Origin of the sequence: Nocardia sp. NPDC060255, assembly GCF_042727395.1 — a bacterium.
Lineage (GTDB): Bacteria > Actinomycetota > Actinomycetes > Mycobacteriales > Mycobacteriaceae > Nocardia.
The window spans coordinates 78,438-103,457 of record NZ_JBHXAU010000025.1 but is presented as its reverse complement, the minus strand read 5'-3'; the positions used below and the strand labels follow the sequence as shown (position 1 = coordinate 103,457).

Here is a 25,020-nt window from a genome sequence, read left to right as displayed (position 1 = left end):
CACCCCGCCGGACCCCGGTGAGATCCGCTGCCGCGCGGCCTACGCTGGCCTCATGGTGTCCGAACGCGAAGTTCTCGAATCCGTCCCGACGCAACTATGGATCGGTGGGCCGGTGGCCGCCACCGGCGGTGGCACCTTCCCGGTGCACAATCCGGCCACCGGGGAGGTGCTGACGCAGGTCGCCGACGCGACACCCGAAGACGCGGTGCGCGCGCTCGACGCGGCCGTCGCGGTGCAGGCGGACTGGGCCGCGCGGCCGTCGCGGGAACGCGGCGAGATCCTGCGCACCGTCTTCGAGCAGATCACCGCGCGCGCCGAGGAATTCGCGCTGCTGATGACCCTGGAGATGGGCAAGGCGCTGCCGGAGAGCCGCAACGAGGTGAAGTACGGCGCGGAGTTCTTCCGGTGGTTCAGCGAGGAAGCTGTCCGGGTGCACGGGCGCTACCTGCACGCGCCGTCGGGCACCGGCCGGATCATGGTGCACAAGCAGCCGGTCGGGCCGTGCCTGGCGATCACGCCGTGGAATTTCCCGCTGGCCATGGGCACCCGCAAGATCGGTCCCGCGCTGGCGGCCGGCTGCACGATGATCGTCAAGCCCGCCTCCGCGACGCCGCTGACCATGCTGTTGCTCGCCAAGCTGTGTAGCGAGGCCGGGCTGCCGGACGGGGTGCTGTCGGTGATCACGTCGAGCCATTCCGGCGCGGTGACCCAGCCGCTGCTCGACGATCCCCGGCTGCGCAAGCTCACCTTCACCGGCTCCACCGAGGTGGGCAAGAAGCTGGTGGAGAAGTCGGCGAACGGGCTGCTGCGCACCTCGATGGAACTCGGCGGCAACGCGCCGTTCGTGGTGTTCGACGACGCGGACATCGACGCGGCCGTGCAGGGCGCGATGCTGGCGAAGCTGCGCAACGGCGGCGAGGCGTGCACCGCGGCCAACCGGTTCCACGTGCAGAACGGGGTGCTGGAGGAGTTCACCAGCAAGTTCGTCGAGGCGATGTCGGGCAGCGTGGTGCTCGGTCCGGGCACCGACCCGGCCACCACCCTCGGTCCGCTGATCAACGAGGAGCAGCTCAACACGGTCAGCGAGCTGGTCGAGGACGCCGTCACGGCGGGCGCCCAGGTCCGGCTCGGTGGCAAGGCGCACGGTGGTCCCGGCTGGTTCTACCCGGCCACCATCCTCAGCGATATCCCGGCGCAGGCCAGGATCCTGCGTGAGGAGGTGTTCGGCCCGGTCGCGCCGATCGTCGGCTTCGCCACCGAGGAGGAGGGCATCGCCGCGGCGAACGACACCGAGTTCGGTCTGGTCAGCTACGTCTACACCCGCGACCTGGACCGTGCGCTGCGCGTGGCCGAGGGCCTGGAATCCGGCATGGTCGGCGTCAACCGCGGCGTAATCTCCGATCCCGCAGCACCTTTCGGCGGTGTCAAGGCGTCGGGCTTCGGCCGCGAGGGCGGCACCGAGGGCATCGAGGAATACCTCTCCACCAAGTACATCGCGCTTAGCTGAGGCGGAGACGAAACGACCGCCCCGGGGTGATGAACACCCGGGGCGGCCTTGGGGATGCGGTTGTCGTGCTTTTTGCCGCATGGATCTAGGGCCGCGTACAGCGGCCGACAGGGGAGGGGCCGTCAGTGGCCGAGGCGGCCGCGGCCGAGGCGCAGCAGCAGCATGGCGAGCGTGTGGCCTTCCTGGCCGAGTTCGCTGAATCGCTCCAGCACCTTCATTTCACGGTTGTGTACGAGGCGCGGCCCGCCAGAGGCCATCCGGGTGCGACCGATGATCCGGGAGATCTCCGTGCGACGCTTGATGGCGGCGAGGATCTCGGCATCGAGGCGATCGATCTCCTTGCGGAGCTTGTCGATCTCCGCGTCGCTCTGCGGCAACGCCGAATCGGACCCGGTCGTCGTGGCGGGGGTGCTCATCATTCATCTCCTCGTGTCAGAACATGGATCGGCGGGTGAGCCCGGCTCGTTACCGATCGGTTCTTTCACCGTGAAACAGACCTGGTGGGGCCGTGGAATTGTCCCCCAGGATGTGCGCTCAGATACAGGTGCCGCGATCACGATATCCGGTCGGTAACCGAAACGGATGTATCGCGCGGGCACTCATCATGTCGCCAGTCTGCCACGGGCCGGTAGGTATGCAAAACATTTCGTTTTGTGGATCTGCTGAGAAGTAGGACACGGAATGGTCGCGGCGCCTGCCTGGGGAGTTCACTCTCCGTTCGCCGGGGCGGTACCGAACTGACATCGGGATGACCCGGGGCTTCAACTCTGTCGGTGTCCGCCGGTAGCGTGGATGGGCGATGGACATCACGGTGGCTCCCAAGACGCAGGCCGGTCGCGCACTGCAGCCGGATTCGACACAAAAACCGCAGGTCACCGGTGGTAACGCCGATGCAGCGGTCCGGCAGCTCGAGGAGGTGCGTGCGGTGCGGGAAACGCAGCGGGCCGCTGTCCCCGAACCACCGCCGTCGGCCACCGAATTGGAACAACGGCGTGTCGAACGGGAGCGTCGGCGCGCCGCGGAGGCCGAGCAGCTACTCGACGGCCTGAATCCGCAGCAGCGGGCCGCCGTGGTGCACAGCGGCGCACCCCTGCTCATCGTGGCGGGTGCCGGTTCCGGCAAGACGGCCGTGCTCACCCGGCGTATTGCCTATCTGCTTGCCGCGCGCGGCGTGACGCCGGGCCAGGTGCTCGCGATCACCTTCACCAACAAGGCTGCTGCGGAGATGCGGGAGCGGGTAATCGGCCTGGTCGGTCCGCGGGCGAACAACATGTGGGTATCTACGTTCCACTCCAGTTGTGTGCGCATCCTGCGCATGCAAGCGGCCCTGCTGCCCGGCCTGAATTCGAATTTCTCCATCTACGATGCCGATGATTCGCGGCGACTGCTCACCATGATCAGCCGCGACTTCGACATCGACACGAAGAAATACACGGCGCGGCTGCTGTCGACCGCCATCTCGAATCTGAAGAACGAGCTGATCGGACCGCAACAGGCGGTCGCGGACGCCGAGTCCGACGAAACCGAACTGCCCGCCTTGGTCGCCCGCGTCTACGTGGAATATCAACGGCGGTTGCGCGCGGCGAACGCGCTGGATTTCGACGATCTGATCGGCGAGACGGTGGCGCTGCTGCAGCACCATCCGCAGGTCGCCGAGTACTACCGGCGCCGGTTCCGGCACGTGCTGGTCGACGAGTACCAGGACACCAACCACGCTCAGTACATTCTGGTGCGCGAGCTGGGCGGTCACCATCGCACGGAGACCAGCGAGGATCAGGCGCCGCCGAGCGAGCTGTGCGTAGTCGGCGACGCGGATCAGTCCATCTATGCCTTCCGCGGCGCGACCATCCGCAATATCGAGGAGTTCGAGCGCGACTTCCCGGACGCGGAAACCATTCTGCTGGAACAGAACTACCGCTCCACCCAGCACATCCTGTCCGCCGCGAACGCGGTGATCTCGCGCAATGAGAACCGGCGCGACAAGAAGTTGTGGACCGATTCCGGCGAGGGCGACCTGATCACCGGTTACGTCGCCGACAACGAGCACGACGAGGCCGCGTTCGTGGCGCGCGAGATCGACAAGCTGGTCGATCAGGGCGAGGCCAACTACGGCGACGTCGCGGTGTTCTACCGGACCAACAACAACTCCCGTGCGCTGGAAGAGATCTTCATCCGAATGGGGCTGCCGTACAAGGTGGTCGGCGGCGTCCGGTTCTACGAGCGCAAGGAGGTGCGCGACATCGTCGCCTACCTGCGGGTGCTGGAGAACCCGGAGGACGCGGTGAGCGTGCGCCGGATCCTGAACACCCCGCGGCGTGGGATCGGCGATCGGGCCGAGGCCTGTGTGGCGGTGCACGCCGATCAGCGTGGGATCGGTTTCGCCGCGGCGCTGCGGGATGCGGCCGACGGCAAGGTCGCGCTGCTGAACACCAGGGCGCAGCGGGCGATCGCCGGATTCCTCGACCTGCTCGAGGAGATCAGGGCGGCGGGCGTCCAAGAGAACCTCGACTTCCCCGACGTCGGCAATGTCGTCGACGCGGTGCTGGAGCGCACCGGGTACCGGGCCGAGCTGGAGTCGTCCGACGATCCGCAGGACGGTGCCCGGCTGGACAACCTCAACGAACTGGTCAGCGTCGCACGGGAATTCAGTTCCGAGGCGCACAACAACGCGGAGGCGGCCCGGGAAGAGGGACTGGTGCCGGAGGCGGCCGAGGGCGAACCGGATCCGGGTTCGCTCGCCGCGTTCCTGGAGCGGGTCTCGCTGGTGGCCGACACCGACCAGATCCCGGACGAGGGCACCGGCGTGGTGACAATGATGACCCTGCACACCGCCAAGGGCCTGGAATTCCCGGTCGTCTTCGTGACCGGCTGGGAGGACGGCCAGTTCCCGCACATGCGGGCACTCGGCGATCCGACCGAGCTGGCCGAGGAACGCCGACTCGCCTACGTCGGCATCACCCGCGCCAGGAAACGGCTGTACCTGACCCGAGCCGTGGTGCGCTCCGGCTGGGGCCAGCCCGTCTCCAACCCGGAATCCCGCTTCCTACAGGAGATCCCGGACCACCTGATCGACTGGCGGCGACTGGAGCCAACCGGTTCCGCAGCCACCCGAAGCATCCGCCGGCGCGGCGACGACGACCGCATGGAACGCGACTGGACCCGCGGCGACGGCTGGTCCGAGCAGCAACGCCCCGGCGTCCGCGGCGGCGATCGCAGCACCCGTCGCCCCGCCCCCGGCGCCCCCGCCCGCAACAACGCCAATCTCGTACTGGCCGTGGGCGATCGAGTCAGCGACGACAAGTACGGCCTCGGCAAGGTAGTAGCCGCCGAGGGCTTCGGCCCCCTCGCAACAGTCACCATCGACTTCGGCACAGCAGGCAAGATCCGCCTGATCCCGCAATACAGCCGGACACTCGTGAAGCTCTGACCCGCCAGCAGCAGTGAGCCCCCTCGAGTCGAGAGTCATATGGTCGCTAAACGATCTTGACCAGCAACCATATGACTCTGCTCGATCACGCCAGCAACCATTTGACTCTGCTCGACTCGATGACGCCAGCACCCACCCGACTCTCTTCGCTTTCCCCAGCATCTTTGAACCGGACCACAGCCAGTCTTCACGCTGGAACACAAGCGTTGCCCATCACAAGCCGCGGAAGAGCAGGTCGGGTACCCCACCTGACGTGCCCAGCACTACTCCGGTCATCTGATGAACCAGTCGACAACCTCGGAGCCAGCACACCACCGGAGTTCTCTGTGCGCACACCAACCCGGGCCAGTACACAAACAGACCCTCGGAAAGGTGCACTTATCCGGGCAAGTGCTTCTTAGGGACTCCAGGCGATGACCTGTCCAGTGAGCTGAAGGCCTGATGCCATGTTTTCTTGTGAGTAGTGCTGGGCACGTCAGGTGGGGTACCCGGCTTTAGGTGCGCGTCAGGTGCGCGATGTCGCGTTCCCGAGGTGGTCACCTGGCTGTGGTTGCGTCACAAGCACTTTGGATAAGAACGGGGCGGTCGGCGGCGGTTTCGATGGCCGATCAAACCCGCGAGATGCCCGGCGCCGGTTTCGGTGCGCGACCCGCACCCGCCAGGTGTGCCCCGAGCCGGTGTCCCCAAGATCTGCACTCTGTCTCGGGATCGGCACTCGAAATAGGGCCCTAAAGCCAGTGCAGGTCCCGAGAGAGTGCGCAGATTCTGGGTTCGGCGGGGTGAGGTGGGGTGCTGGGCACTCGTGGCGGGGTATGCACCCGGTTCGAGCACCGATCCGCACCATCTCTCGGAATCCGTCCGGCAGTAGGGCCCTGATCCGGGTGCGCGATTCCGACACAGGGTGCCGATTCCGCTGCCCGCGTAGGGAATTGGAAGCCGCTCACCCTTTGCATAACCTGCACACCCGGTATAGCGGGTGTCCGGCGTACACAGGGGGTGAGCGGTTTGGTTCTAGGCCGGTGATTGGGCTGTTGGTGTTGGGATTTGTGCTACTTCTCGGGATCTGTACTTGGTTGGGGTGGTCGGAGTGGGGGTGGATTCCGAGAAGTGGTGTGGCTCTTGTTGATGATGGCTGTGGAGGGTGGTCAGTGGGGGAGGAGGTTGGTCAGGGCCTCGTTCAGGGTTGGGTAGCGGAAGGTGAAGGGGGTCTCGCGTAGTACTTGTGAGGTGGCGTGGCGGCCGGTTAGGGCGAGGGCGGGGTCGGTGCGGAGGAAGATTGCGCCGATTCTCAGGATGAGTGTTGGGGTTGGTGGGGCCGGTGGGCGGTGTAGGTGGGTGCGGAGGGCGGCCATCAGTTCTCGGTTGCGGACCGGGAAGTTGGTTGCGGCCACCAGGATTCCGTTCGGGAGGGTGACCTGTGGGTCCAGGCCTAGGGCGGCGCGGATGAGGGACAGCCAGTCCTCGATGTGGATCCAGCTGAACCACTGGTCGCCCGGGCCGACGCGGCCGCCGAGGCCCGCTTTGGTCAACTGGCTCAGGCGTTTCAGGGCGGGAGCTTGTGGGTCGAGCACGATCGAGGTGCGCAGGATGGTCGAGTGGGTGGCTTTGGCGCCGTCGAATGCTCGCTCCCACGGTTCGGCTACGCCGGTCATCTGCGGCAGTCCTACCGGCAGCGGAGTTGTTTCGACACAACGGGTTTCGGCTGCGTCTGACCAGATGGCGGTGGTGCTGGCCTGTATCCAGTAGTCGAGGGTGGCCGCCGCGTCTACCAGGGCACGGGTAGAATCCACTCGGCTGCGGCGTAATTCGTCGACATTGCGTTTGCTCGGTCGGCAGTCGACCAGCTTGCCCGCCAGATTGATGATCGCGGTCGGACCCGGATTGCGCAGGGCAGCAACCCAATTGCCTACCGACCGACCGTCCCACTCCACCTGGTTGAACGGCAGTCCGGTATCGCGTCGCCGGGTGAGAATCGTCACCCGATGGCCGCGGCACGTCAGGTCGGCAGCGATGTGCTTGCCCAACGCCCCTGTGCCACCGGCGATTACGACGGTCAGCGCCTTTGCCGCAGGTGCGATTCCGGCCAACTGGGCCAACCGGGCGAAGGTGACGCGAGCGTCGGTCTCCAGCAGTGGCCCGACCACCATCCTGGCGATCGGCGCCGACGGCCCGGTGAACGTGAGCCGCTGGGTGATCTCGGTGCCGCCGTCGCGCGGCGTCAACGTCCACGTCAGCCGCATCCGCCCCACCGGTTCCGGCTGCTCGATGCTCAGTTCCCGCCCGGGAATCAGCGTGCTGATGACGAACGGCGGCGCCGTCCGCCCATGCAATGTCTCGTAGACCCGCCCCCTAGGCAGGTAATCACCCTTAGTTCCCACCGCGACCGGCCCGTGCAGCCGAACCGAGGTGACGCCCGGATTCCATTCCGCCCACCGCGTCGGATCCGCCACCACCGCCCACACGAGTTCCGTTGGAAGCGCAATGAACTGGGTGTACAACGTTGTACGTGCCATACCGACGACGCTAGTCCCCGACCAGCGCCGACGAACCGTGCGCCTCATCACCTACCGTCGAGCTCAACACCGGTCCAGAATGCGCGAGCCAGGTCGCGAGTGGCGGGGCGGACGAGAGACCAACCAGCGGTGCTCCGGGTTCGCCTCGCGCGCGGTGCCGAGACCGAACAGCCGCTATACGAAGGACAAAGCACGCATGCGAAGTACAACCAGATAGACAAAGCCCACCATGTTGCGGCGTTCAGCCGCCCGCAGGGCGGCCCAAGCCTTCTAGCCCAAGCCTTCTAACCCATACCGACTGGACCCGTCCAACGACTGCGGCCCTCACCATCCAACCCCTGCCCGAAGGCGGAGCTAGCTCTCAGTCGCGCTCGACACCCAAGCTGATACCCCGAGTCGCCAGCCAAGGCAGCGGGTCGATCTTGTCCGACCCGTTCAACCACACCTCGAAGTGGCAGTGCGGCCCGGTGGAGAAGCCCCGGTTGCCGATCGTGGCGATCTGGTCGCCCGCCATCACGCGCTGCCCCTGGGAGACCGTGGCGGTGTCGATGTGGCCGTAGATGGTGACGGTGCCGTCATCGTGCAGCAGCCGGACCCACATGCCGAAGCCCGCAGCGGGGCCGGCCTCGATCACGGTGCCGTCGGCGACGGCGACGATCGGGGTGCCGATGGGGCCCGCGATGTCGACGCCGAGGTGCTGGACGCCCCAGCGGGCGCCGTAGCCGGAGGTGAAGGTGCCTGCCGCGAACTTGGTGAACAGCGGGCGCAGCTTCGCGGCTTCCTGGGCGGCCAGGTCGTTCGCGTACTTCTGGCCCTTTTGCAGGATGTCGTTGAAGTCGCCGACGTTGGTGGCGCCCGAGACATTCAGGACCTGAGGCGATTCGGGCGAAGCGGTGGGGTCGGCCAGGCTGACGGACTGCGCGGCGATCTCGTGGATCTGCCCGGCGGCCTCGTAGTCGACGGACTGGGACGGCTGATCGGGCGAGGCGAACGCGGCCTGTCCGGCGGCGACGACCGCACCCGCGGCCACCGCGGCGACCGCGGCACGACCCTTGAGGGCGGCGGGCGGTGCGGGGAGCCGATGCGCGCCGCCGCGTTTACCGGTGCGGCGGGCGGGGATGACGGTGGGAGCGACCGGAGTGTCCGCGCCGGTGTCGGGCGCCCAGGACTCTTCCGGGGCCCAGGTGCCGGTGTCGGGTGCCTGGTAATCGTTCTCGGACCAGGCGTCGCCCGCGTTCCAGGCGCCGCCGTCGGACCAGGAGTCCTGCGGGGCCCACGAATCCTGCTGGGACCACGAGTCGTTCGCGGTCCAGGAGTTGTCGTGGCCGTGCTGGTATCCGGTGTCGGGTGCCGCGTGGCCGTAGTCGGCGCGCGGCGCGCTGTAGTCGTCCTGCGGCCTGGCGGGTGCGGCGTTGTACAGCGAGTTCCGCTGTCTATCCACCGAGGGTCCGGCCGACCGGCCGTGCGGGGCCTGCGCGCCGAAGGACTCGTCATCGTTGCGATAACGCTGTCCGGGCTGAGCGCGATGTTCAGGAATGAGGGCGGAGCGATAGTTCATCGGCGGTGCCACATCGTGAAGCGGGAGATGTTCGCGGGGCCGAGCGGCCAGCTGATCAGCGGCGTCGACGAGTCGTCTGCGGAACGGCTCTCCATCTGCGGAGTGCTGTGCTGCGTCAAGCTTGCCGTCCTCCTAGTCGTGACCGTGCTGTGACATCGACCGCAATGACGGTAACGAAACGATTGCAGGGTCCGCAAGCGCTGCGGCCTATCTGTCCGAACATGTGAGATTGATCACGGTAACACCACGGAATATCTATCTGTGCATTGGGGACGCGAGGCGGCTAGATCCGCGACGTTCCGTAGTAGATCCAGCCGTGTCCGTAGGTTCTGACGCTCTACCTGGTGAGGTGTCAACAACCTACTGATGAGTAGCGTTGGCCAGGGGTTTTCCCGCCACACGTATCGGCCCGTGACCTGCGCCACTTAGGATGAACGTGGCCGATTGGCCGTCCATGTGACTGATTAGAGTCCGACCCGACCCGCTTCCGACGTCGGGCCGCCAACAAAGACGTTGTCATCACAACGCAGACGAGACGGTGAGTACATGGATCTCTTCGAATATCAGGCGAAGGAGCTCTTCGTTAAGCACGGAGTGCCTTCGTCCGAGGGCCGCGTCACGGACACGGCTGAGGACGCCCGCGCCATCGCGGAGGAAATCGGCAAGCCGGTGATGGTCAAGGCTCAGGTCAAGGCCGGTGGCCGCGGCAAGGCGGGTGGCGTCAAGTACGCCGCCACCCCGGACGACGCGTTCACGCACGCGCAGAACATTCTCGGCCTGGACATCAAGGGCCACATCACCAAGAAGATCCTTGTCGCCGAAGCCAAGGACATCGCGGAGGAGTACTACATCTCCTTCCTGCTCGACCGGTCCAACCGCACCTACCTGGCCATGTGCTCGGTGGAAGGCGGCATGGAGATCGAAGAGGTCGCCGCGACCAAGCCGGAGCGCCTCGCCAAGGTCGCCGTCGACGCCGTCAAGGGTGTCGACCTCGCTTTCGCCCGCTCGATCGCCGAGCAGGGCCACCTCCCCGCCGACGTGCTCGACGCCGCGGCCGTGACCATCCAGAAGCTGTGGGAGGTGTTCGTCAAGGAAGACGCCACCCTGGTGGAGGTCAACCCGCTCGTGCGCACCCCGAACGACGAGATCCTCGCCCTCGACGGCAAGGTCACCCTGGACGAGAACGCCGAGTTCCGGCACCCGGATCACGAGGCCTTCGCGGACAAGGACGCGACCGATCCCTTGGAGCTCAAGGCCAAGGAGAACGACCTCAACTACGTCAAGCTCGACGGTGAGGTCGGCATCATCGGTAACGGTGCCGGTCTGGTCATGTCGACCCTCGACGTGGTCGCCTACGCGGGCGAGAACCACAACGGCGTCAAGCCCGCCAACTTCCTCGACATCGGTGGCGGCGCCTCGGCCGAGGTGATGGCCGCCGGCCTCGACGTCATCCTGGGTGACTCGCAGGTCAAGAGCGTGTTCGTGAACGTTTTCGGTGGCATCACCGCCTGTGACGCGGTCGCCAACGGCATCGTCAAGGCGCTGGAGATCCTCGGCGCCGAGGCGAACAAGCCGCTGGTCGTCCGTCTCGACGGCAACAAGGTGGACGAGGGTCGCCAGATTCTGGTCGACGCCGCGCACCCGCTGATCACGCTTGCGCAGACAATGGACGAAGGCGCCGACAAGGCCGCCGAACTGGCAGCGGCCAAGTAAGGAATCCGGAAATGTCTATCTTCCTCAACAAAGACTCGAAGGTCATCGTTCAGGGCATCACCGGCGGCGAGGGCACCAAGCACACCGCGCTGATGCTGAAGGCAGGCACCCAGGTCGTCGGCGGCGTCAACGCGCGCAAGGCGGGCACCACCGTCGCGCACACCGACAAGGACGGCAACGCGGTCGAGCTGCCGGTGTACGGCACCGTGGCCGAGGCCATCAAGGAGACCGGCGCCGACGTCTCCATCGCGTTCGTGCCGCCGAAGTTCGCCAAGGACGCCATCATCGAGGCCATCGACGCGGAGATCCCGCTGCTCGTGGTCATCACCGAGGGCATCCCGGTGCAGGACACCGCGTACGCGTGGGCCTACAACGTGGAGAAGGGCAACAAGACCCGGATCATCGGCCCGAACTGCCCCGGCATCATCACCCCCGGCGAGGCGCTGGTCGGCATCACCCCGGCCAACATCACCGGCAAGGGCCCGGTCGGCCTGGTCTCCAAGTCCGGCACCCTGACCTACCAGATGATGTACGAACTGCGTGACTTCGGCTTCTCCACCGCCATCGGCATCGGCGGCGACCCGGTCATCGGCACCACCCACATCGACGCCATCGAGGCGTTCGAGAAGGATCCCGAGACCAAGCTGATCGTGATGATCGGCGAGATCGGCGGCGACGCCGAGGAGCGGGCCGCGGCCTACATCAAGGCCAACGTCACCAAGCCGGTTGTCGGCTACGTCGCGGGCTTCACCGCTCCCGAGGGCAAGACCATGGGCCACGCCGGCGCCATCGTCTCCGGCTCGGCGGGCACCGCCCAGGCGAAGAAGGACGCGCTGGAGGCGGCGGGCGTGAAGGTCGGCAAGACGCCGTCCGAGACCGCCGCGCTGGCTCGCGAGATCCTGGAGAAGGCAAGTATCACCGCCTGATTCGCATTGACCGAGGCCGCTTTCCGAATCGGAAGGCGGCCTTCGTCATGCCCCGAGACAGAAACGAAGGCCGCCCTTGGTTCGAGAGGGCGGCCTTCGTCATGTGGGCGGCGCGCTCAGCCCGGGCAGAAGCCGAGCGTCCTGGCCAGCCATTCGCATACCTGTTCCATAGGACTCATGGTGGCGACCTCCATTTCATCTCCCCTAATGGATACGAACTGAGTCGCAGCTCGGTTCACCGCTGAGATCATCGACATTCGGGCAGACGCGGACGTACCGGACAGGGCATGCTTAGCGGCGTGGATGTGCTGGTGTTGGGTCCAGTGCAGGCGTGGTCCGACGGTGTCGCGGTGACCGTCGATCGGCCGCTGGAACGGGCAGTGTTGGTGCGGCTGGCGTTGGCGAATCGTGTGCCGGTGCCGGATGGGCGATTGGCCGAGGATCTGTGGGGGACCGAGGTCGAACGGCCGGTGCAGCGGCTGCGCGTGGTGGTGTCGCGGCTGCGGGCCGCGCTCGGGCCGTTGGCGGACGTCATCGGGCGCACGCCCGCCGGATATCAGGCGACGGTGTCGGCGACTGATCTGCTGGCCGCCGAGGTGGCGGCGCAGCGGTTGCATACCGCGCGGCGGGCCGGCGACTTCGGTGCTGTCGCGGCGGCGGCGCGGGAGGCGCTCGCGTTGTGGCGGGGGCATGCGCTGGCCGATCTGCGCACGATTCCGTTCGCGGTGGCCGAGGGGGAGCGGCTCGATGATTGGCGGCTTTCGCTGACCGTCGCCGGGCTGGAGGCGAATCTGGAACTCGGCGCGGCCGGTGAGGTGGTGACCGAGCTGACCGGGCTGGTCGCGCGGCATCCGCTGCACGAACCGCTGTCGTGCCTGTTGGCGTTGGCGTTGTATCGCACGGGGCGCCAGGCCGACGCGCTGGAGCGGCTGGCGCGGCTGCGGCGGGCGTTGTCCGAGGAGTTGGGCGTCGACCCTGCGCCGGACACCAGCAAGTTGGAACTTCGCATCCTGGACCATGATCCGGCGTTGCGTGCGTCGGCGTTACCGGTCGCGGTGACGGTCGGGTCCCCTGCGGCGAATCCGGATACCGCGCCGGAAACCGCACCGACCGCATCCGTGATCGAACCGGAACCGCGGCCATGGCCGGCGCCGGTCGTCGTGCCGATGACCAGCTTCGTCGGGCGCGGCCGTGAATTCGCCACGCTCACAACGCGTCTCGCCGAGCCGGGACTGACCACGGTGGTCGGCGTCGCCGGTAGTGGCAAGTCGCGCCTCGCCGCCGAACTCGCGCGATCGATCGGTCAAGCGGGCCGGCCCGTCGTGCTCGTCGAGCTGGCACCGCTCGGCCGGGCCGAGGACGTGCTGCCCGCGGTGGCCGCCGCACTCGAAGCTGGCGGGCTGGCCGCCGACGGGTCGATCGATCCGAACGGCCCACTACCCGGCATCATCGCGGCACTCGACGGCGACGGTGGCCGCGCGCTGCTTGTCCTCGACAATGCCGAACATGTACTCCACTCGGTGGCCGAATTGGTCAAGGCGGCAGATGGATTCAGTGTTCTCGTCACGTCGCAGCAGCCGTTGGGAGTGCCGGGGGAGTCGGTGTACCCGCTCGGTCCGCTGGACCGCAGTGTCGGGGTGGCCCTGTTCATCGAGCGCGCCGGACTGCACGGGTTGGTGACCGCGACCGAGCGCGACGAGCTGGTGACGATCTGTGCGGCGGTGGACTGGCTGCCGCTAGGCATCGAGTTGGCCGCCGGTCTCACCAGGACCTTGACGATTTCCCAACTGGCACAACGGATCGACGATCGGGTCCGGCTGCTGGTGGGTGGTGCGCGCGGAGCCGCGGGCGGGCGGCACACCAGCCTGCGGGTCGCGCTCGACTGGAGTCACGAGCTGCTCGCCGACCGGGAGCGGGCGGTCTTGCGCAGGCTCGGCGTGTTCGCGGGCGGGTGCACGCTGGAGGCCGCCGAAGCGGTGGTGCCGGACGGCGACCTCGACCGGGGCGACGTCGCGCCCGCCATGGCGGACCTGGTGAACCGAAACCTCGTCACCGTCCAGACCGATGGTGCGACAAGACGTTTCGTGCTCTTGGAGACGGTCCGCGACTATGCGCTGGCCCGGCTGACAGAGGCGAACGAGGTCGAGGAGCTGCGCGCCGGGCACCTGCGGTGGTGTCTGAACCTGGTGCGCACCATCGGCGCACCGGACGATTTCGCCGCGGCCGAATCGGTGGCCGCGGTGTTCGCGGAATGGCCGAACATCCTGGCCGCGCTGGAGCGCGCGCCCGGAACATCAAGGGCCACCGATGGATTGCGGCTCGCGGTGGAAATGCATGTGCCCTGGCTCGCCCGGGCCTGGTTCCGCGAGGCACAACGCCACTACGCCGCACTCACCGACGCGGCCGGCATCGCCGCGCACGAACTGGCACAGGCCCTGAGCCACTACGGCTTTCACACGCTGATGACCGGCGACCTCGAAGCCGCGGCCGTCCAACTGGCCAAGGCGGGCGAACTGGCCGCGCCACTGGATGATCCGGAACTCGCTCAAACCGTCCGCTACTACCAAGGCATCGTCGACATCGAACGCTGCAGGCTGCCGGAGGCCGTCGAGCGACTGCGCGAGGGGGAGCGGCTGGCCGTGCGCGACACCCAGGGTTCGTCGTTCGCCGACGCGCTCGGCACGGCGCTGCTGTATTCGGGTGACCCGGCCGAGGCGCTCGCGGCCTACACCCGATCCTGCGCGGTCGACGCGGCGCACGAGGACGAGCACGGACTCTCCCGCGGACTGAGCAATCAGGCCAAGGCGCTGCTCGGCCTCGGCCGGGTCGAGGAGGCACTGGCCATCGCCGAGGAGTCCGACCGCTACGCCCGCCGCCTGGACGACCGGCAGATCCTGCCGCTGAACGATCTGACCCGCGCCGCCGCCGCGCTGGCCGCGGGCACCCTCGACGCGGCCGAGTCGTACTGCCGCGCCGCCCTCGGCCACGAAGAGGACGCGACCGGGCTGGCCCGCATCGACCTCGCCGACGTGCTGCTGGCCAAGGGCGAAACCGCCGCCGCCAGGCAACTGCTCGATGAATTCTTCGCGGCGGCGCCGGGCGGCGTGCCCCTGCTCGCCGCCCGCGCGGTCTCCGTGACGCTGCGGCACGCCGAGGGTGACGAGGACGGCGCGCGAGCATTGCTGGAACAGGTCCGCGCCGAGTTCGCGGCGGCCGGATTCGGCTGGCACCGCTACACAGACCGGCTGGTCACGCCCGGTCGGACCGCGTGAGATGCGGGTGAAACCACGCTGAGACGGCCGGCCGGGAGTCTGGTTTTCGCAACGGACCACACCAGACCAGAAAGCGAAGACCATGACTACCACTCGCATCGCGGCCGCCCGCGGCGCCGCCATCGCCGCCCTGATCGTCGCAGGCTTCTTCGGCGCCACCGGACCCGCGTTCGCGGGCCCCTTCGACAGCGGCTCGGCGGCCCCCGCCACCCCGGGCAACCTCGGACCGTTCGAGTACGAGCACCAGTGCCTCGAACGCGGCAACCAGGGCATGACGAACGGCGAATGGTCCGACTACGACTGCGTGGGCAGCTACGGCGCCTGGCAGCTCGTTCCCCGGCGTTGACCCACTCTCACCTCGAAGGACGAACCAGCATGACCATCGCACGTATCACCGCCATCACCGCACTGACCTTCGCCGGGCTCTTCGGCGCCGGACTCGTCGACGGCATCGCCTCGGCCGACCCGGCCCCGGGGCGCCTCGGCCCGTACGAGGCGCTCGCCACCTGCGAGCACGAGGGCAATATCGGCATGGACAACGGCGAATGGGCCGATTACGAGTGCACCGGCGCCGCCGGGGCGTGGTACATCCAGCCGCGTAACTGACTCGATCGGCCTCGGCCCGGAGCACGCGCAACCGCGCGGTTCCGGGCTTAACTCATTCCAGCGGAGTGCTTCCGAATGGCGGTGCTTGCTGCTGGCAAACCCCTCGCGACCTGGCCGGGAAGGGTGAACGAGGACGTCAGGCGGGTCGGTTAAGGGTGACCTGGACGGATGTGTGCAGTAGCGTCAGGTGCAGATCCAGCAGTTGAAGACCACGTATGACTCGACCTAGGAGACGACGACATGTCATACCCGTCCGGGGGCTCCGGGTACAACACACCCGCGCCCTCCACCTCATCCAGCCCGAGTTCGACGGCGGGTGGTGCCAGTTCAGGTTCGAGCGCGACCGGTGCCGCGGCCAAGGGGCTGCCGTTCTTCCTGGTGGTCGGTGTCGCGGCGCTCGGCGTGATCAACTTCCTGCTCGGTTTCCTGCCCTACGTCGGCACCAAGGCGGTCGATTTCGGCGGCGCCCGGGTGGCCAGCAGTGAGACCGCGAGCCTGTTCGAGGCGGGCGGCTCGGCACTGGTCGGCATCCTGCTGCTCGGCGGACTGCTCGCCGGTCTGTCGGTGCTGCCCAAGCAGGCCTGGACGGGTGCGGCCGCGGCGGCCTCCGTCGCGGGCTTCCTCGCGCTGGCGGTGCACTCCTTCACCCTGTCCGACGGCATCGAGCTGAAGTTCGGCGCCTACGTGGTGCTGGTGCTCGCGTTCGTGCAGGCCGCGGTCGCGGTGGGTGCGGTGCTGTTCGAGGCGGGCATCGTCAAGGCGCCCGCGCCGCGACCGGCCAGCGCGCCCGCGTTCGCGCAGCCCGGCTACGGCCAGCAGCAGCCCTCGGCCTTCGGCCAGAGCCAGCCTTCGTACGGACAGAACCAGCAGCCAGGCTACGGCCAGGGTCAGCCGGGTCAGCCCTACGGCCAGCCGCCCGCGTATGGCCAGCAGCCCGGTTACGGTGCGGCGCAGCAGGCTTCGCCGTACGGCCAGAGCCAGCCGAGCCAGCCCGCGTACGGCCAGCCCGCCCAGGCCTACGGTCAGCAGCCCGGTTACGGCCAGCAGCCGCCGACCACGGCTTTCGGTGGGGCACAGCAGGGTTCGCCGTACGGCGCGCCGGGCACCGCGCAGCCGCGGCCGGACGAGGGCGCCACGCAGCACTTCGGTTCCACCCAGCAGCCCGCGCAGCAGTCGCCGTACGGATCGTCGAACTACGCGCAGCCGGGTCAGCAGAGCGCGCAGCAGGGCCAGCCGTTCGGTGGCGACCAGGCCGCCGACCCGTCGTCGGACGCCACGCAGGCCTTCCGTCCCTCCGACGACAACAAGTAGCAGTCGTTCCCCGGCGCGGGTTCACCCGGCGCGCCTGACCCGCGCGCGCCGGGGGAGCTGCCACGCTGAATTGTCATGAGTGAGCGTCAGCGAGTGAATCAGGGATGGCGCGCGCCTGCGCGCACGATGGGGCCGAGCGAGCGCGAGGCGGAATCGTGAATTCGTCCAGGAACTCGCTCGTGCGGCGTGGCTCGCGTAGCGCGCCCGATCCGCATCCTGAGCCCGAGGAAGCCGGGTTTCTGTCGCTGACTCCGGAACGTGCCAGGGTGCTCGTCCTGGTCGCCGGGCGTCCGACGACGTACGCGCTCACCGCGATCATCGTTCTCGCGCTCGCGACACTGCTCACCTCGGGCAGCAATCTGGCGGGCACCTCGGGCGCGATCGCCGCGGGATGGCTTGGCGTGCACCAGGTTCCGCTGGTGATCGGCAAGACCGCGCTCGGCCTGCTGCCACTGCTGCCGACCGCGCTCATGGTCTGGCTGGCCGGGCGGGAATGTGCCCGCGCCGTCGAACCCGATTGCACGCGTGCCGATCTCGGCTGGATCGTCGGTGCCGCGCTGGCCGGGCCGCTGCTGATCACGGCCATCTGCCTCGCGGTCGCCGAGGACGCGTCCGGGGTCGTCGCGCTGCAACCGCCGAACACCCTCGCCGCGTTCGCCTGGGTCGGTGGCCTGTATCTGGTTGCGGCCGTAGGCGGGATCGCGACCAGGACCCGGCGGCAGCTGTTCGACCTGCTTCGCCTGCCCGAGTGGGCGATCTCGGGCATGTACGGTGCCGGTCGCGCGGTGCTGCGCCTGCTCGGCTGCGCCACCGCGCTCATCGTGGTCTCGTTCCTCGTGCACATCCCGCGGCTCGGTGACACCTACCACAGCGCGGGCAATGCCGCCGGGGTGATCGGGCTGACCCTGCTCTCGCTGGCCTACCTGCCGAATCTGGTGGTGCTCGCGGTCGGCGTGCTCGTCGGCTCCAGCGCGCAGATCGGTATCGCGTCGTTCGGCGTGTTTTCCGTTGTCGGCGGCCCGATTCCGGCCGTGCCGCTGCTGGCGGCGGTGCCGACCGGACCGGCGGCGGGCTGGTGGCCGGTGCTGCTGCTGATCCCGGCCGCGGTCGGCGTGCTCGGCGGACTCGACCTCGCCCGCAGCTCGACCGACCGGATCGGCGCGCCGTGGGCGACGCTGTGCTCGGCGGGGCTGGCCGCCGCCGCGCTGTCGCTGCTCGGCGTGATCGCGGGCGGCGAACTCGGTACATTCGGCCGGATCGGGCTCGACCTGCCCATCTTCTTCCTGATCACCTTCGCGTGGCTGGCCATCCCCGGCTACGTCGGGCTGGCGTTCGCGCGCTGGTTCCTCGTCCCGGTCGGCACGGCACCCGGCGACTACGCCGACCCGTACGACGAGGACGACTACTACGACGAGGATTACGCGGACGACTACTACGCCGACGACGACTACGTCGAGAACCGCGACTACTTCGAGGACGACTACGCTGACTACGACGGCCCGGACCTGGAAGTCGAACTGGACGGCGAACTCGTCGACGAACAAACCGCCATCGACACCGTGCGGTCGCCCAATCCGATTACCACACCCGACATCGTCGATGCCGAGGTGGTCGAGGCGGACCTGCCGGAAAGTGACCGGGTCGACGGTCGTTAGGCTCTAGGTCGGCGGAGCTCTTCCGTCCGCCATCCGATCGACTTCGCAGGAGTAGAGCCCTGACGTCTCCGTGGACACCAGACGCGGCCCCGGCGACCGTACTCGTACTCGCTTCGGGCACCGGCTCACTGCTGTGCGCGCTGCTCGACGCGGCGGCCGCCACCAACTTCCCCGCGAAGATCGTCGCCGTCGGCGTCGACCGCACCTGCGCGGCCACCGAGCACGCCGACGCCGCCGGCGTACCGCACTTCAAGGTGGCGCTGAACGACTTTCCCGATCGCACCGCCTGGGATGCCGCGCTGACCGAAGCGGTCGCCGGCTACGCACCCGATCTCGTGGTCTCGGCCGGATTCATGAAGATCCTCGGCCCCGCCTTCCTCGAGCGATTCGGCGGCCGAATCATCAACACCCACCCCGCGCTGCTGCCCGCCTTCCCCGGCGCGCACGGGGTGCGTGACGCGCTCGCCTACGGCGTGCGGGTCACCGGCTCGACCGTGCACCTGGTCGACGCGGGCGTGGACACCGGGCCGATCCTCGCGCAGGAGGCGGTGCCGGTGCTGCCCGAGGACGACGAGGCCAGCCTGCACGAGCGCATCAAGGTTGTCGAAAGGCGGTTGCTGGCGGAGGTTGTCGCCGCCGTCGCGACGCGGGGCATTGTTTCCGACGGACGAAAGGCAGTTATCCCAGATGAGCGAGTTCTCCGGTGAGTGAGCGCAGCGAAGGAACGATCGACTCAGCTGAGCGCAAGCCGATCAAGCGGGCGCTGGTGAGCGTCTACGACAAGACGGGGCTCATCGAGCTCGCGACCGGTCTGCATGCCGCGGGGATCGAGCTGGTGTCGACCGGCTCGACCGCGGGCAAGATCGCCGACGCGGGCATCCCGGTGACCAAGGTCGAGGAGCTCACCGGCTTCCCGGAGACCCTCGACGGCCGGGTGAAGACGTTGCACCCGCGCGTGCACGCGGGCATCCTCGCCGACACCCGCAAGCCGGAACATGTCGACCAGCTGGTCGAGCTGGACGTCGAGGCGTTCCAGCTCGTGGTGGTGAACCTGTACCCGTTCACCCAGACCGTGGCCAGCGGTGCGAGCCCGGACGAGTGCGTCGAGCAGATCGACATCGGCGGGCCGTCGATGGTGCGGGCCGCGGCGAAGAACCATCCGTCGGTGGCCGTGGTCGTCGACAGCGGTGATTACGATGAGGTGCTCGGCGCGGTGCAGTCCGGCGGCTTCACCCTGGCCGAGCGGACGGCGTTGGCGGCCAAGGCTTTCCAGCACACCGCAAGTTATGACGTGGCGGTCGCGAGCTGGATGACCTCGGTGCTCGCGCCCGGCGTCGCGGCGCCGGCCGAGGACAGCGGTGTGCAGTTCCCTGCCTGGCTCGGTGGCACCTGGGAGCGTGCGGCGGTACTGCGCTACGGCGAGAACCCGCACCAGGCGGCGGCGCTGTACACCAACAACGACGGCAGCCTCGGCCTCGCGCAGGCGCAGCAGTTGCACGGCAAGGAGATGTCGTACAACAACTACACCGACGCCGACGCCGCCTGGCGGGCCGCCTACGACCACACCGCGCCGACGGTGGCGATCATCAAGCACGCCAACCCCTGTGGCATCGCGATCGGCGCCGACATCGCCGAGGCGCACCGCAAGGCGCACGCCTGCGATCCGGTGAGCGCGTTCGGCGGCGTGATCGCGGCCAACCGTGAGGTCACCGTGGAGATGGCCGAGCAGGTCGCGGAGATCTTCACCGAGGTGATCGTGGCGCCGGCCTACGCCGACGGTGCGGTAGAAGTGTTGCAGCGCAAGAAGAATGTGCGCATCCTGATCGCCGAGCCGCCGCGTCGCGCGGGCGCCGAACTGCGCCCGATCAGCGGCGGCGCGCTGCTGCAGCAGCGCGACATCCTCGACGCCGCGGGCGACGATCCGGCCAACTGGACGCTGGCCACCGGCACCGCGGCCGACGCCGAAACCCTCGCCGATCTCGAATTCGCTTGGCGCGCTTGCCGTGCCGTGAAGTCCAACGCGATCCTGCTCGCGCACGACGGCGCCTCGGTCGGCGTCGGCATGGGCCAGGTCAACCGGGTGGACGCGGTGCAGCTCGCCGTGCAGCGCGCGGGCGATCGCGCCAAGGGTTCGGTCGCGGCCTCGGACGCGTTCTTCCCGTTCCCGGACGGCCCGCAGCAGCTCATCCAGGCGGGCGTCCGCGCGATCGTGCAGCCCGGCGGCTCGGTCCGCGACCAGGAGACCATCGACCTGGCTCGGGAGGCCGGCGTGACCCTGTACCTCACGGGTTCCCGCCACTTCGCGCACTGACCCAGCTCGACCCGAACGCCACGCCGGTCCGCCGACGTGGCGTTCGGTGTCCCTGCCTGTCGCCGCACCACCTCTGATTCGCCGCACCGAGAATCGCATGCGAATTTCGGTGCGGGAAATCAGGAGTGGTGCGGCTGTGTGGCGAATGCCGGTGTTGCTTGGGGTGGTTTCGTACAGTGACGGCATGTCGATTCGTGTGGTAGCTGCCGGTGCTGTGGTGATGGTCGCTGCTGTGGCGGTGTCGTTCGGCGGGCAGCAGTCGGCGGGTGCGGAGCAAGGGCCGCCACCTCGCACTCTTCCTTCGCTGAAGGCGTGGGCTCCCGGTGGAGCCGGATTCTCGCTCGGCGCGCATGCGCGAGTTTGGTACGACAAGGACGAATTGCGGGACACCGCAACGGACTTCGCTGCGGCGCTGCGTTCGTTCACGGGCAATGACGTTGTCGCGCAAGAGGGCTCGTCCGGAGGCGCCGGTGACATCACGCTGGGCACCGGACCGATGCCGGAGGCGTCGGAAACGCCTGAGGCATACCGAATTTCGATCGGTGAGACGCTAGAACTGCGCGGCACCGATATAGCGGGCGCATTCTATGCCACCAGCTCGGCCCTGCAGCTGCTGCGCCGGCGGATCTCGATACCCGGTGGCACCGTGACGGATTGGCCGCAGTACCGCGAACGCAGCCTGATGCTCGACGTAGGCCGCGAGTTCATGCCGGTGGACATGCTGCGTGCGCAGATCCGCCGGATGGGTTACCTCAAGTTGAACCTGCTGCACCTGCACCTCTCGGACACCTTCGGCTTCCGCCTCGACAGCGACAGGCATCCAGAAATTACTGCGGCACAGCACTATTCGAAGCAGGACATCCGCGATCTGGTCGAGTATGCGGCCAGGTATCAGGTGGAGATCATGCCGGAGGTGGACTTCCCCGGCCACATGAACGGCATCTTGGCGGCCCACCCCGACCTGAAGCTGCGCAGCGCGGACGGTCGGGTTTCCGACGCGGCCATCGATCTCGCGAATCCGCGTTCCTACGACTTGATGCGCGACGTTCTCGAGGAGTTCCTGCCGTTGTTCCCCGGCCGCTATTGGCATCTCGGCGCCGACGAGTTCCTGCTCGATGGCACCCGTGTCGCGAGTTTCGACGAATATCCGCAGATCGGCGAGTACGCGCGCGCCACCTACGGCCCGCAGGCGCAGCCTGTCGACGCGTTCCTCGGCCTGATCAACTGGGGTGCGGACATTGTGCGCGCGCACGGCAAGCGCCCGCGCATCTGGAACGACGGATTACACACCGGTGCGGGCACCCTGACCGTCGGCAGCGACGTCGTCGTGGACTACTGGAGCAGGGCAGGCATCCCGCAGTTGCCGCTGCCGTTCTTCGGAATCGCCCGCAGCCCAAGCGATCTCATCGCCGCGGGCCACGAGGTCAGGAACGCCTCGTTCACACCGGCCTACTTCGTGGCGGGCGGACCGGCGGCGGCCGGCAACGTGCCGCCGCCGATCGCCTACCAGCTGTGGGATCCCACGTTGTTCGTGGACGGCACCCGCCTGACACCGGAACAGAACACCCACAACCTCGGCTCGGGGTTGTTCGTCTGGTGTGACGACCCGACGGTACAAACACCGGATCGAATCGCCGCGTCGATCACCATGCCGCTCCGAGTCGTGGCACAGCAGACCTGGGGTCCACCGCAAGCAGGCAGCTACCTCGAATTCGCGGCCTTGGCCGACGCCGTCGGCGAACCTGCGGCGTAGCGGGTCCGCGCGTTACGCCGCGCTCAGCACCTGCCGGTTGCCCAGCGGTGCCTTCAGCGGCACCGCGACGGTGCCGAACACCGCGTTCATGGTGCACATCCGGCCCACCGCGTCGGCCCGGGTGCCGGAACGCAGCTCGACGGTGACCGTCGAATCGGTCTCGCGCACAGTGACGTCCACGCCATAGCATTCGGGCGTGCCGGTCTGGAAGTTGACCGCGATCCGGTCGTCTGCCAGCCGCGTCCACGAGCTGAACGGAATCGGGCGCCCGTTCACGATGGTCGGGTCGGCGGCGAAGTCCCTGCCGACGTTGCCGCCGGTGTCCTCGGTCGGCGTGCTCGGTGCGGCGCTCGTGGTCGTGCTGATGTTCGGTTGTGCCCCAGCATCATCCGATCCGCCACACCCCGCCGCGGCGAGGCACCCGAGCACAACGGCAACAGCTGCGGCGGCACGTCCGCCGGACATCCGAGTCATGGCGACCACCCTAGTGGGCAATCCCCATGGTCATCTCACACAGAACATGACACGGCAATAGGACACACCCCACAGTGAACTTTCGGCGAACCATGCGCGTAATCCCTACGCAACACGGTCGAGCGCAGTATCTTCGGGCCTAGATGCGCGCCTGTGGCTTCGGCGCGTGTCGATTGTCGGATGCTCTTCAGAACCTTCGAAAGGAAGAACCGTGGGCGACACACTGCGCGTTGGTGAAGAACTCGGACTGGGTCAGTCCCTGCAGGGTGGTGCTTACACCCTTACCTTGCAGAGCGACGGCAACCTCGTGTTGGCCGAGCCGGACGGAAATGTGGTGTGGTCCACCCTGACTCACAACCAGGGTGTCGAGCGCGCGTCCCTGCAGGACGACGGCAACTTCGTGCTGTACAAGGGCGAGGGTGCGGCCTGGTCCACCGAGACCAACGGCAAGGACGCGGATCGGCTGGTCGTGCAGGCGGACCGCAACGTGGTGTTGTACGGCAAGGACGGTAGCGCGCTGTGGGCTTCCGACACCAAGACCGACAACCCGCTGCAGGCGCCGGAGCCGGTCGCCGAAGCCCCTGCCGCCGAAGAGGTTCCGCCGCCGCCCGCGGCCCCCGAGGCGCAGACCTACACCGTCGAGCCGGGCGACACCCTCTGGGCGATCGCCGAGCGTTTCTACGGTGACGGCAACCGCTACCAGGAGATCGCGAACGCGAGCGGCATCGACAACCCGGACGCGATCAACCCGGGCCAGGTGCTGACCATTCCGTAACCTGTTGCGGCGCAAGACAAAACGTGGGACCCCGGAGCATCCGGGGTCCCACGCTCGTGTTCGGGGGCGCGACTACCGGCTGGTGAAGGGGAGCAACGCCATCTCGCGGGCATTCTTCACCGCGACGGCGACCTGGCGCTGCTGCTGCGGGGTGAGCCCGGTGACCCGGCGGCTGCGAATCTTGCCGCGATCGGAGATGAACGTGCGCAGCAGGTTGACGTCCTTGTAGTCGACCTTCTCGATGCCTGCGGCAATGAGCGGGTTCTTCTTGGGACGGCGGGCCTGTTCGGCGCGAACCTTCTTCGACGGTGCTCGCTTGACTGCCATATACGGATCCTTCGTACGAGAACGGTGGTTGTCTACCAGCTCGATTTGCGCACACCGGGCAGCTCGCCCCGGTGGGCCATTTCGCGCACACGCACACGGGACAATCCGAACTTCCGGAGGTGACCGCGCGGTCGTCCGTCAGCGGCGTCCCGATTGCGCAATCGTACCGGACTGGCGTCCCGCGGCTGTCGTCGCAGCTCAGCGAGGGCTTCGGCGCGTGCCGGGTCGGAGGTGCCCGGCTTGCGGATGAGTTCCTTCAGCTCGGCCCTGCGCTCCGCGTAACGCGCGACGACGGCCGCGCGCTGCGCATTGCGGGCGATCTTCGATTTCTTCGCCATCTCAGCGCTCCTCGGGAAAGACGTTGTCCGACACCGTGTTCACCGCTCCTCGCGGAAATCGACGTGCTTGCGCACGACCGGGTCGAACTTGCGCAGCACCATCCTGTCGGGATCGTTGCGGCGGTTCTTCCTGGTCACGTACGTGTACCCGGTGCCTGCGGTGGACTTCAGCTTGACGATCGGCCTGAGCTCGGTCGACTTGGATGCCATGAGTTTCTCCTGATCAGATCTTGTCGCCCCGAGCCCGGATGCGAGCGACTACCGCTTCGATCCCGTCCCGGTCGATGGTCTTGATGCCCTTGGCCGAGACGGTCAGCGTGACGCGCCGGCCCTCGCTGGGCAGGAAGTAGGTCTTGCGCTGGATGTTGGGATCCCAGCGCCGATTCGTGCGCTTGTGTGAGTGCGAGACGGACTTGCCGAACCCGGGCTTGCGCCCGGTGACCTGGCAGTGGGCCGACATGCGGACTCCCTCCGGTAGATGACAATCATTTTCGACAACGACTGATTCACAATGTACCGTTGCTCTGACGCAAATGAAAATCGTTATCGAAAGG

General features: G+C 67.8%; 22 protein-coding genes. 14 read left to right on the top strand and 8 right to left on the bottom strand.

Annotated elements, in window-relative coordinates:
- Window positions 1–52: 52 nt before the first annotated feature.
- Window positions 53–1,507: an NAD-dependent succinate-semialdehyde dehydrogenase gene (locus ACFWF1_RS34675; protein ID WP_379281116.1), complete on the top strand. Its 1,455-nt coding sequence runs from the start codon at window positions 53–55 to the stop codon at window positions 1,505–1,507.
- A gap of 122 nt (window positions 1,508–1,629) precedes the next feature.
- On the opposite strand, the gene ACFWF1_RS34670 is transcribed toward ACFWF1_RS34675, so the two are convergent.
- Complete coding sequence (locus tag ACFWF1_RS34670; protein ID WP_014988338.1) at window positions 1,630–1,923, bottom strand: chorismate mutase; 294 nt, start codon at window positions 1,921–1,923, stop codon at window positions 1,630–1,632.
- A gap of 383 nt (window positions 1,924–2,306) precedes the next feature.
- Between ACFWF1_RS34670 and pcrA the strand changes: the two genes are divergently transcribed.
- Window positions 2,307–4,934, top strand: a complete 2,628-nt coding sequence (gene pcrA, locus ACFWF1_RS34665; RefSeq protein WP_379281115.1) for a DNA helicase PcrA — start codon at window positions 2,307–2,309, stop codon at window positions 4,932–4,934.
- Window positions 4,935–6,079: 1,145 nt separating this feature from the next.
- Here the strand turns inward: pcrA and ACFWF1_RS34660 are convergent.
- Both ACFWF1_RS34660 and ACFWF1_RS34655 read right to left on the bottom strand, forming a co-directional pair.
- Window positions 6,080–7,447: a DUF1731 domain-containing protein gene (locus tag ACFWF1_RS34660; RefSeq protein WP_379281114.1), complete on the bottom strand. Its 1,368-nt coding sequence runs from the start codon at window positions 7,445–7,447 to the stop codon at window positions 6,080–6,082.
- A gap of 361 nt (window positions 7,448–7,808) precedes the next feature.
- Window positions 7,809–9,005: a M23 family metallopeptidase gene (locus ACFWF1_RS34655; RefSeq protein ID WP_379281113.1), complete on the bottom strand. Its 1,197-nt coding sequence runs from the start codon at window positions 9,003–9,005 to the stop codon at window positions 7,809–7,811.
- Window positions 9,006–9,020: 15 nt separating this feature from the next.
- On the opposite strand from ACFWF1_RS34655, the gene ACFWF1_RS34650 reads away from it, so the two are divergent.
- From ACFWF1_RS34650 to ACFWF1_RS34600, 11 genes are all read left to right on the top strand, one after another.
- On the top strand, window positions 9,021–9,158 hold the full coding sequence (locus ACFWF1_RS34650) for a hypothetical protein (RefSeq protein WP_357381821.1): 138 nt from the start codon (window positions 9,021–9,023) through the stop codon (window positions 9,156–9,158).
- Between the two features lie 393 nt (window positions 9,159–9,551).
- On the top strand, window positions 9,552–10,718 hold the full coding sequence (sucC, locus tag ACFWF1_RS34645; RefSeq protein WP_379281112.1) for an ADP-forming succinate--CoA ligase subunit beta: 1,167 nt from the start codon (window positions 9,552–9,554) through the stop codon (window positions 10,716–10,718).
- 11 nt (window positions 10,719–10,729) lie between these two features.
- Complete coding sequence (gene sucD / locus ACFWF1_RS34640) at window positions 10,730–11,644, top strand: succinate--CoA ligase subunit alpha (protein WP_379281111.1); 915 nt, start codon at window positions 10,730–10,732, stop codon at window positions 11,642–11,644.
- A 299-nt stretch (window positions 11,645–11,943) separates the two neighbouring features.
- Window positions 11,944–14,916, top strand: coding sequence for a BTAD domain-containing putative transcriptional regulator (locus ACFWF1_RS34635; protein WP_379281110.1), 2,973 nt, complete (start codon window positions 11,944–11,946; stop codon window positions 14,914–14,916).
- Window positions 14,917–14,998: 82 nt separating this feature from the next.
- Window positions 14,999–15,262 (top strand): hypothetical protein, encoded by a 264-nt coding sequence (locus ACFWF1_RS34630; RefSeq protein ID WP_379281109.1) that lies wholly within the window; start codon window positions 14,999–15,001, stop codon window positions 15,260–15,262.
- 29 nt (window positions 15,263–15,291) lie between these two features.
- Window positions 15,292–15,522 carry a hypothetical protein gene (locus ACFWF1_RS34625; RefSeq protein WP_379281108.1) on the top strand — a complete coding sequence of 77 codons (231 nt, stop codon included), beginning with the start codon at window positions 15,292–15,294 and terminating at the stop codon, window positions 15,520–15,522.
- A 240-nt stretch (window positions 15,523–15,762) separates the two neighbouring features.
- The gene (locus ACFWF1_RS34620; RefSeq protein WP_379281107.1) at window positions 15,763–16,833 is read left to right on the top strand and encodes a DUF5336 domain-containing protein; all 1,071 of its coding nucleotides are present in this window, start codon (window positions 15,763–15,765) and stop codon (window positions 16,831–16,833) included.
- Between the two features lie 155 nt (window positions 16,834–16,988).
- A complete protein-coding gene (locus ACFWF1_RS34615) occupies window positions 16,989–18,488 on the top strand; it encodes a DUF6350 family protein (protein ID WP_379281106.1) in 1,500 nt (499 codons plus the stop codon).
- A gap of 59 nt (window positions 18,489–18,547) precedes the next feature.
- Window positions 18,548–19,195 (top strand): phosphoribosylglycinamide formyltransferase, encoded by a 648-nt coding sequence (purN, locus tag ACFWF1_RS34610; RefSeq protein ID WP_379281220.1) that lies wholly within the window; start codon window positions 18,548–18,550, stop codon window positions 19,193–19,195.
- Window positions 19,192–20,799: a bifunctional phosphoribosylaminoimidazolecarboxamide formyltransferase/IMP cyclohydrolase gene (gene purH, locus ACFWF1_RS34605; protein WP_379281105.1), complete on the top strand. Its 1,608-nt coding sequence runs from the start codon at window positions 19,192–19,194 to the stop codon at window positions 20,797–20,799. Before purN ends, purH begins: the two co-directional genes overlap by 4 nt.
- A 184-nt stretch (window positions 20,800–20,983) precedes the next feature.
- Window positions 20,984–22,552, top strand: a complete 1,569-nt coding sequence (locus ACFWF1_RS34600) for a family 20 glycosylhydrolase (RefSeq protein ID WP_379281104.1) — start codon at window positions 20,984–20,986, stop codon at window positions 22,550–22,552.
- 12 nt (window positions 22,553–22,564) lie between these two features.
- Here the strand turns inward: ACFWF1_RS34600 and ACFWF1_RS34595 are convergent, their stop codons facing one another.
- Window positions 22,565–23,026, bottom strand: coding sequence for a hypothetical protein (locus tag ACFWF1_RS34595; protein WP_379281103.1), 462 nt, complete (start codon window positions 23,024–23,026; stop codon window positions 22,565–22,567).
- Window positions 23,027–23,237: 211 nt separating this feature from the next.
- On the opposite strand from ACFWF1_RS34595, the gene ACFWF1_RS34590 reads away from it, so the two are divergent.
- Window positions 23,238–23,801: a LysM peptidoglycan-binding domain-containing protein gene (locus tag ACFWF1_RS34590; RefSeq protein ID WP_379281102.1), complete on the top strand. Its 564-nt coding sequence runs from the start codon at window positions 23,238–23,240 to the stop codon at window positions 23,799–23,801.
- Window positions 23,802–23,873: 72 nt separating this feature from the next.
- Here ACFWF1_RS34590 and rpsR read toward each other — a convergent pair whose 3' ends face one another.
- Genes rpsR through rpmB form a run of 4 tightly spaced genes read right to left on the bottom strand, consistent with a single transcriptional unit; the run spans window position 23,874 to window position 24,926 of the window.
- On the bottom strand, window positions 23,874–24,128 hold the full coding sequence (gene rpsR, locus ACFWF1_RS34585) for a 30S ribosomal protein S18 (protein ID WP_040738992.1): 255 nt from the start codon (window positions 24,126–24,128) through the stop codon (window positions 23,874–23,876).
- A 32-nt stretch (window positions 24,129–24,160) separates the two neighbouring features.
- Entirely contained in the window at window positions 24,161–24,466 is a 306-nt protein-coding gene (gene rpsN, locus ACFWF1_RS34580) for a 30S ribosomal protein S14 (protein ID WP_357381800.1), read from the bottom strand.
- A gap of 39 nt (window positions 24,467–24,505) precedes the next feature.
- Window positions 24,506–24,676, bottom strand: a complete 171-nt coding sequence (gene rpmG, locus ACFWF1_RS34575) for a 50S ribosomal protein L33 (protein WP_150402028.1) — start codon at window positions 24,674–24,676, stop codon at window positions 24,506–24,508.
- A 13-nt stretch (window positions 24,677–24,689) separates the two neighbouring features.
- Window positions 24,690–24,926 (bottom strand): 50S ribosomal protein L28, encoded by a 237-nt coding sequence (rpmB, locus tag ACFWF1_RS34570; RefSeq protein WP_357381798.1) that lies wholly within the window; start codon window positions 24,924–24,926, stop codon window positions 24,690–24,692.
- Window positions 24,927–25,020 lie beyond the last annotated feature (94 nt).

Coding starts and splice junctions, on each gene's coding strand:
- ACFWF1_RS34675 (WP_379281116.1), top strand. CDS start 53: ATGGTGTCCGAACGCGAAGTTCTCGAATCCGTCCCGACGCAACTATGG.
- ACFWF1_RS34670 (WP_014988338.1), bottom strand. CDS start 1,923: ATGAGCACCCCCGCCACGACGACCGGGTCCGATTCGGCGTTGCCGCAG.
- pcrA (WP_379281115.1), top strand. CDS start 2,307: ATGGACATCACGGTGGCTCCCAAGACGCAGGCCGGTCGCGCACTGCAG.
- ACFWF1_RS34660 (WP_379281114.1), bottom strand. CDS start 7,447: ATGGCACGTACAACGTTGTACACCCAGTTCATTGCGCTTCCAACGGAA.
- ACFWF1_RS34655 (WP_379281113.1), bottom strand. CDS start 9,005: ATGAACTATCGCTCCGCCCTCATTCCTGAACATCGCGCTCAGCCCGGA.
- sucC (WP_379281112.1), top strand. CDS start 9,552: ATGGATCTCTTCGAATATCAGGCGAAGGAGCTCTTCGTTAAGCACGGA.
- sucD (WP_379281111.1), top strand. CDS start 10,730: ATGTCTATCTTCCTCAACAAAGACTCGAAGGTCATCGTTCAGGGCATC.
- ACFWF1_RS34630 (WP_379281109.1), top strand. CDS start 14,999: ATGACTACCACTCGCATCGCGGCCGCCCGCGGCGCCGCCATCGCCGCC.
- ACFWF1_RS34625 (WP_379281108.1), top strand. CDS start 15,292: ATGACCATCGCACGTATCACCGCCATCACCGCACTGACCTTCGCCGGG.
- ACFWF1_RS34620 (WP_379281107.1), top strand. CDS start 15,763: ATGTCATACCCGTCCGGGGGCTCCGGGTACAACACACCCGCGCCCTCC.
- ACFWF1_RS34600 (WP_379281104.1), top strand. CDS start 20,984: ATGTCGATTCGTGTGGTAGCTGCCGGTGCTGTGGTGATGGTCGCTGCT.
- ACFWF1_RS34595 (WP_379281103.1), bottom strand. CDS start 23,026: ATGACTCGGATGTCCGGCGGACGTGCCGCCGCAGCTGTTGCCGTTGTG.
- rpsR (WP_040738992.1), bottom strand. CDS start 24,128: ATGGCAGTCAAGCGAGCACCGTCGAAGAAGGTTCGCGCCGAACAGGCC.
- rpsN (WP_357381800.1), bottom strand. CDS start 24,466: ATGGCGAAGAAATCGAAGATCGCCCGCAATGCGCAGCGCGCGGCCGTC.
- rpmG (WP_150402028.1), bottom strand. CDS start 24,676: ATGGCATCCAAGTCGACCGAGCTCAGGCCGATCGTCAAGCTGAAGTCC.
- rpmB (WP_357381798.1), bottom strand. CDS start 24,926: ATGTCGGCCCACTGCCAGGTCACCGGGCGCAAGCCCGGGTTCGGCAAG.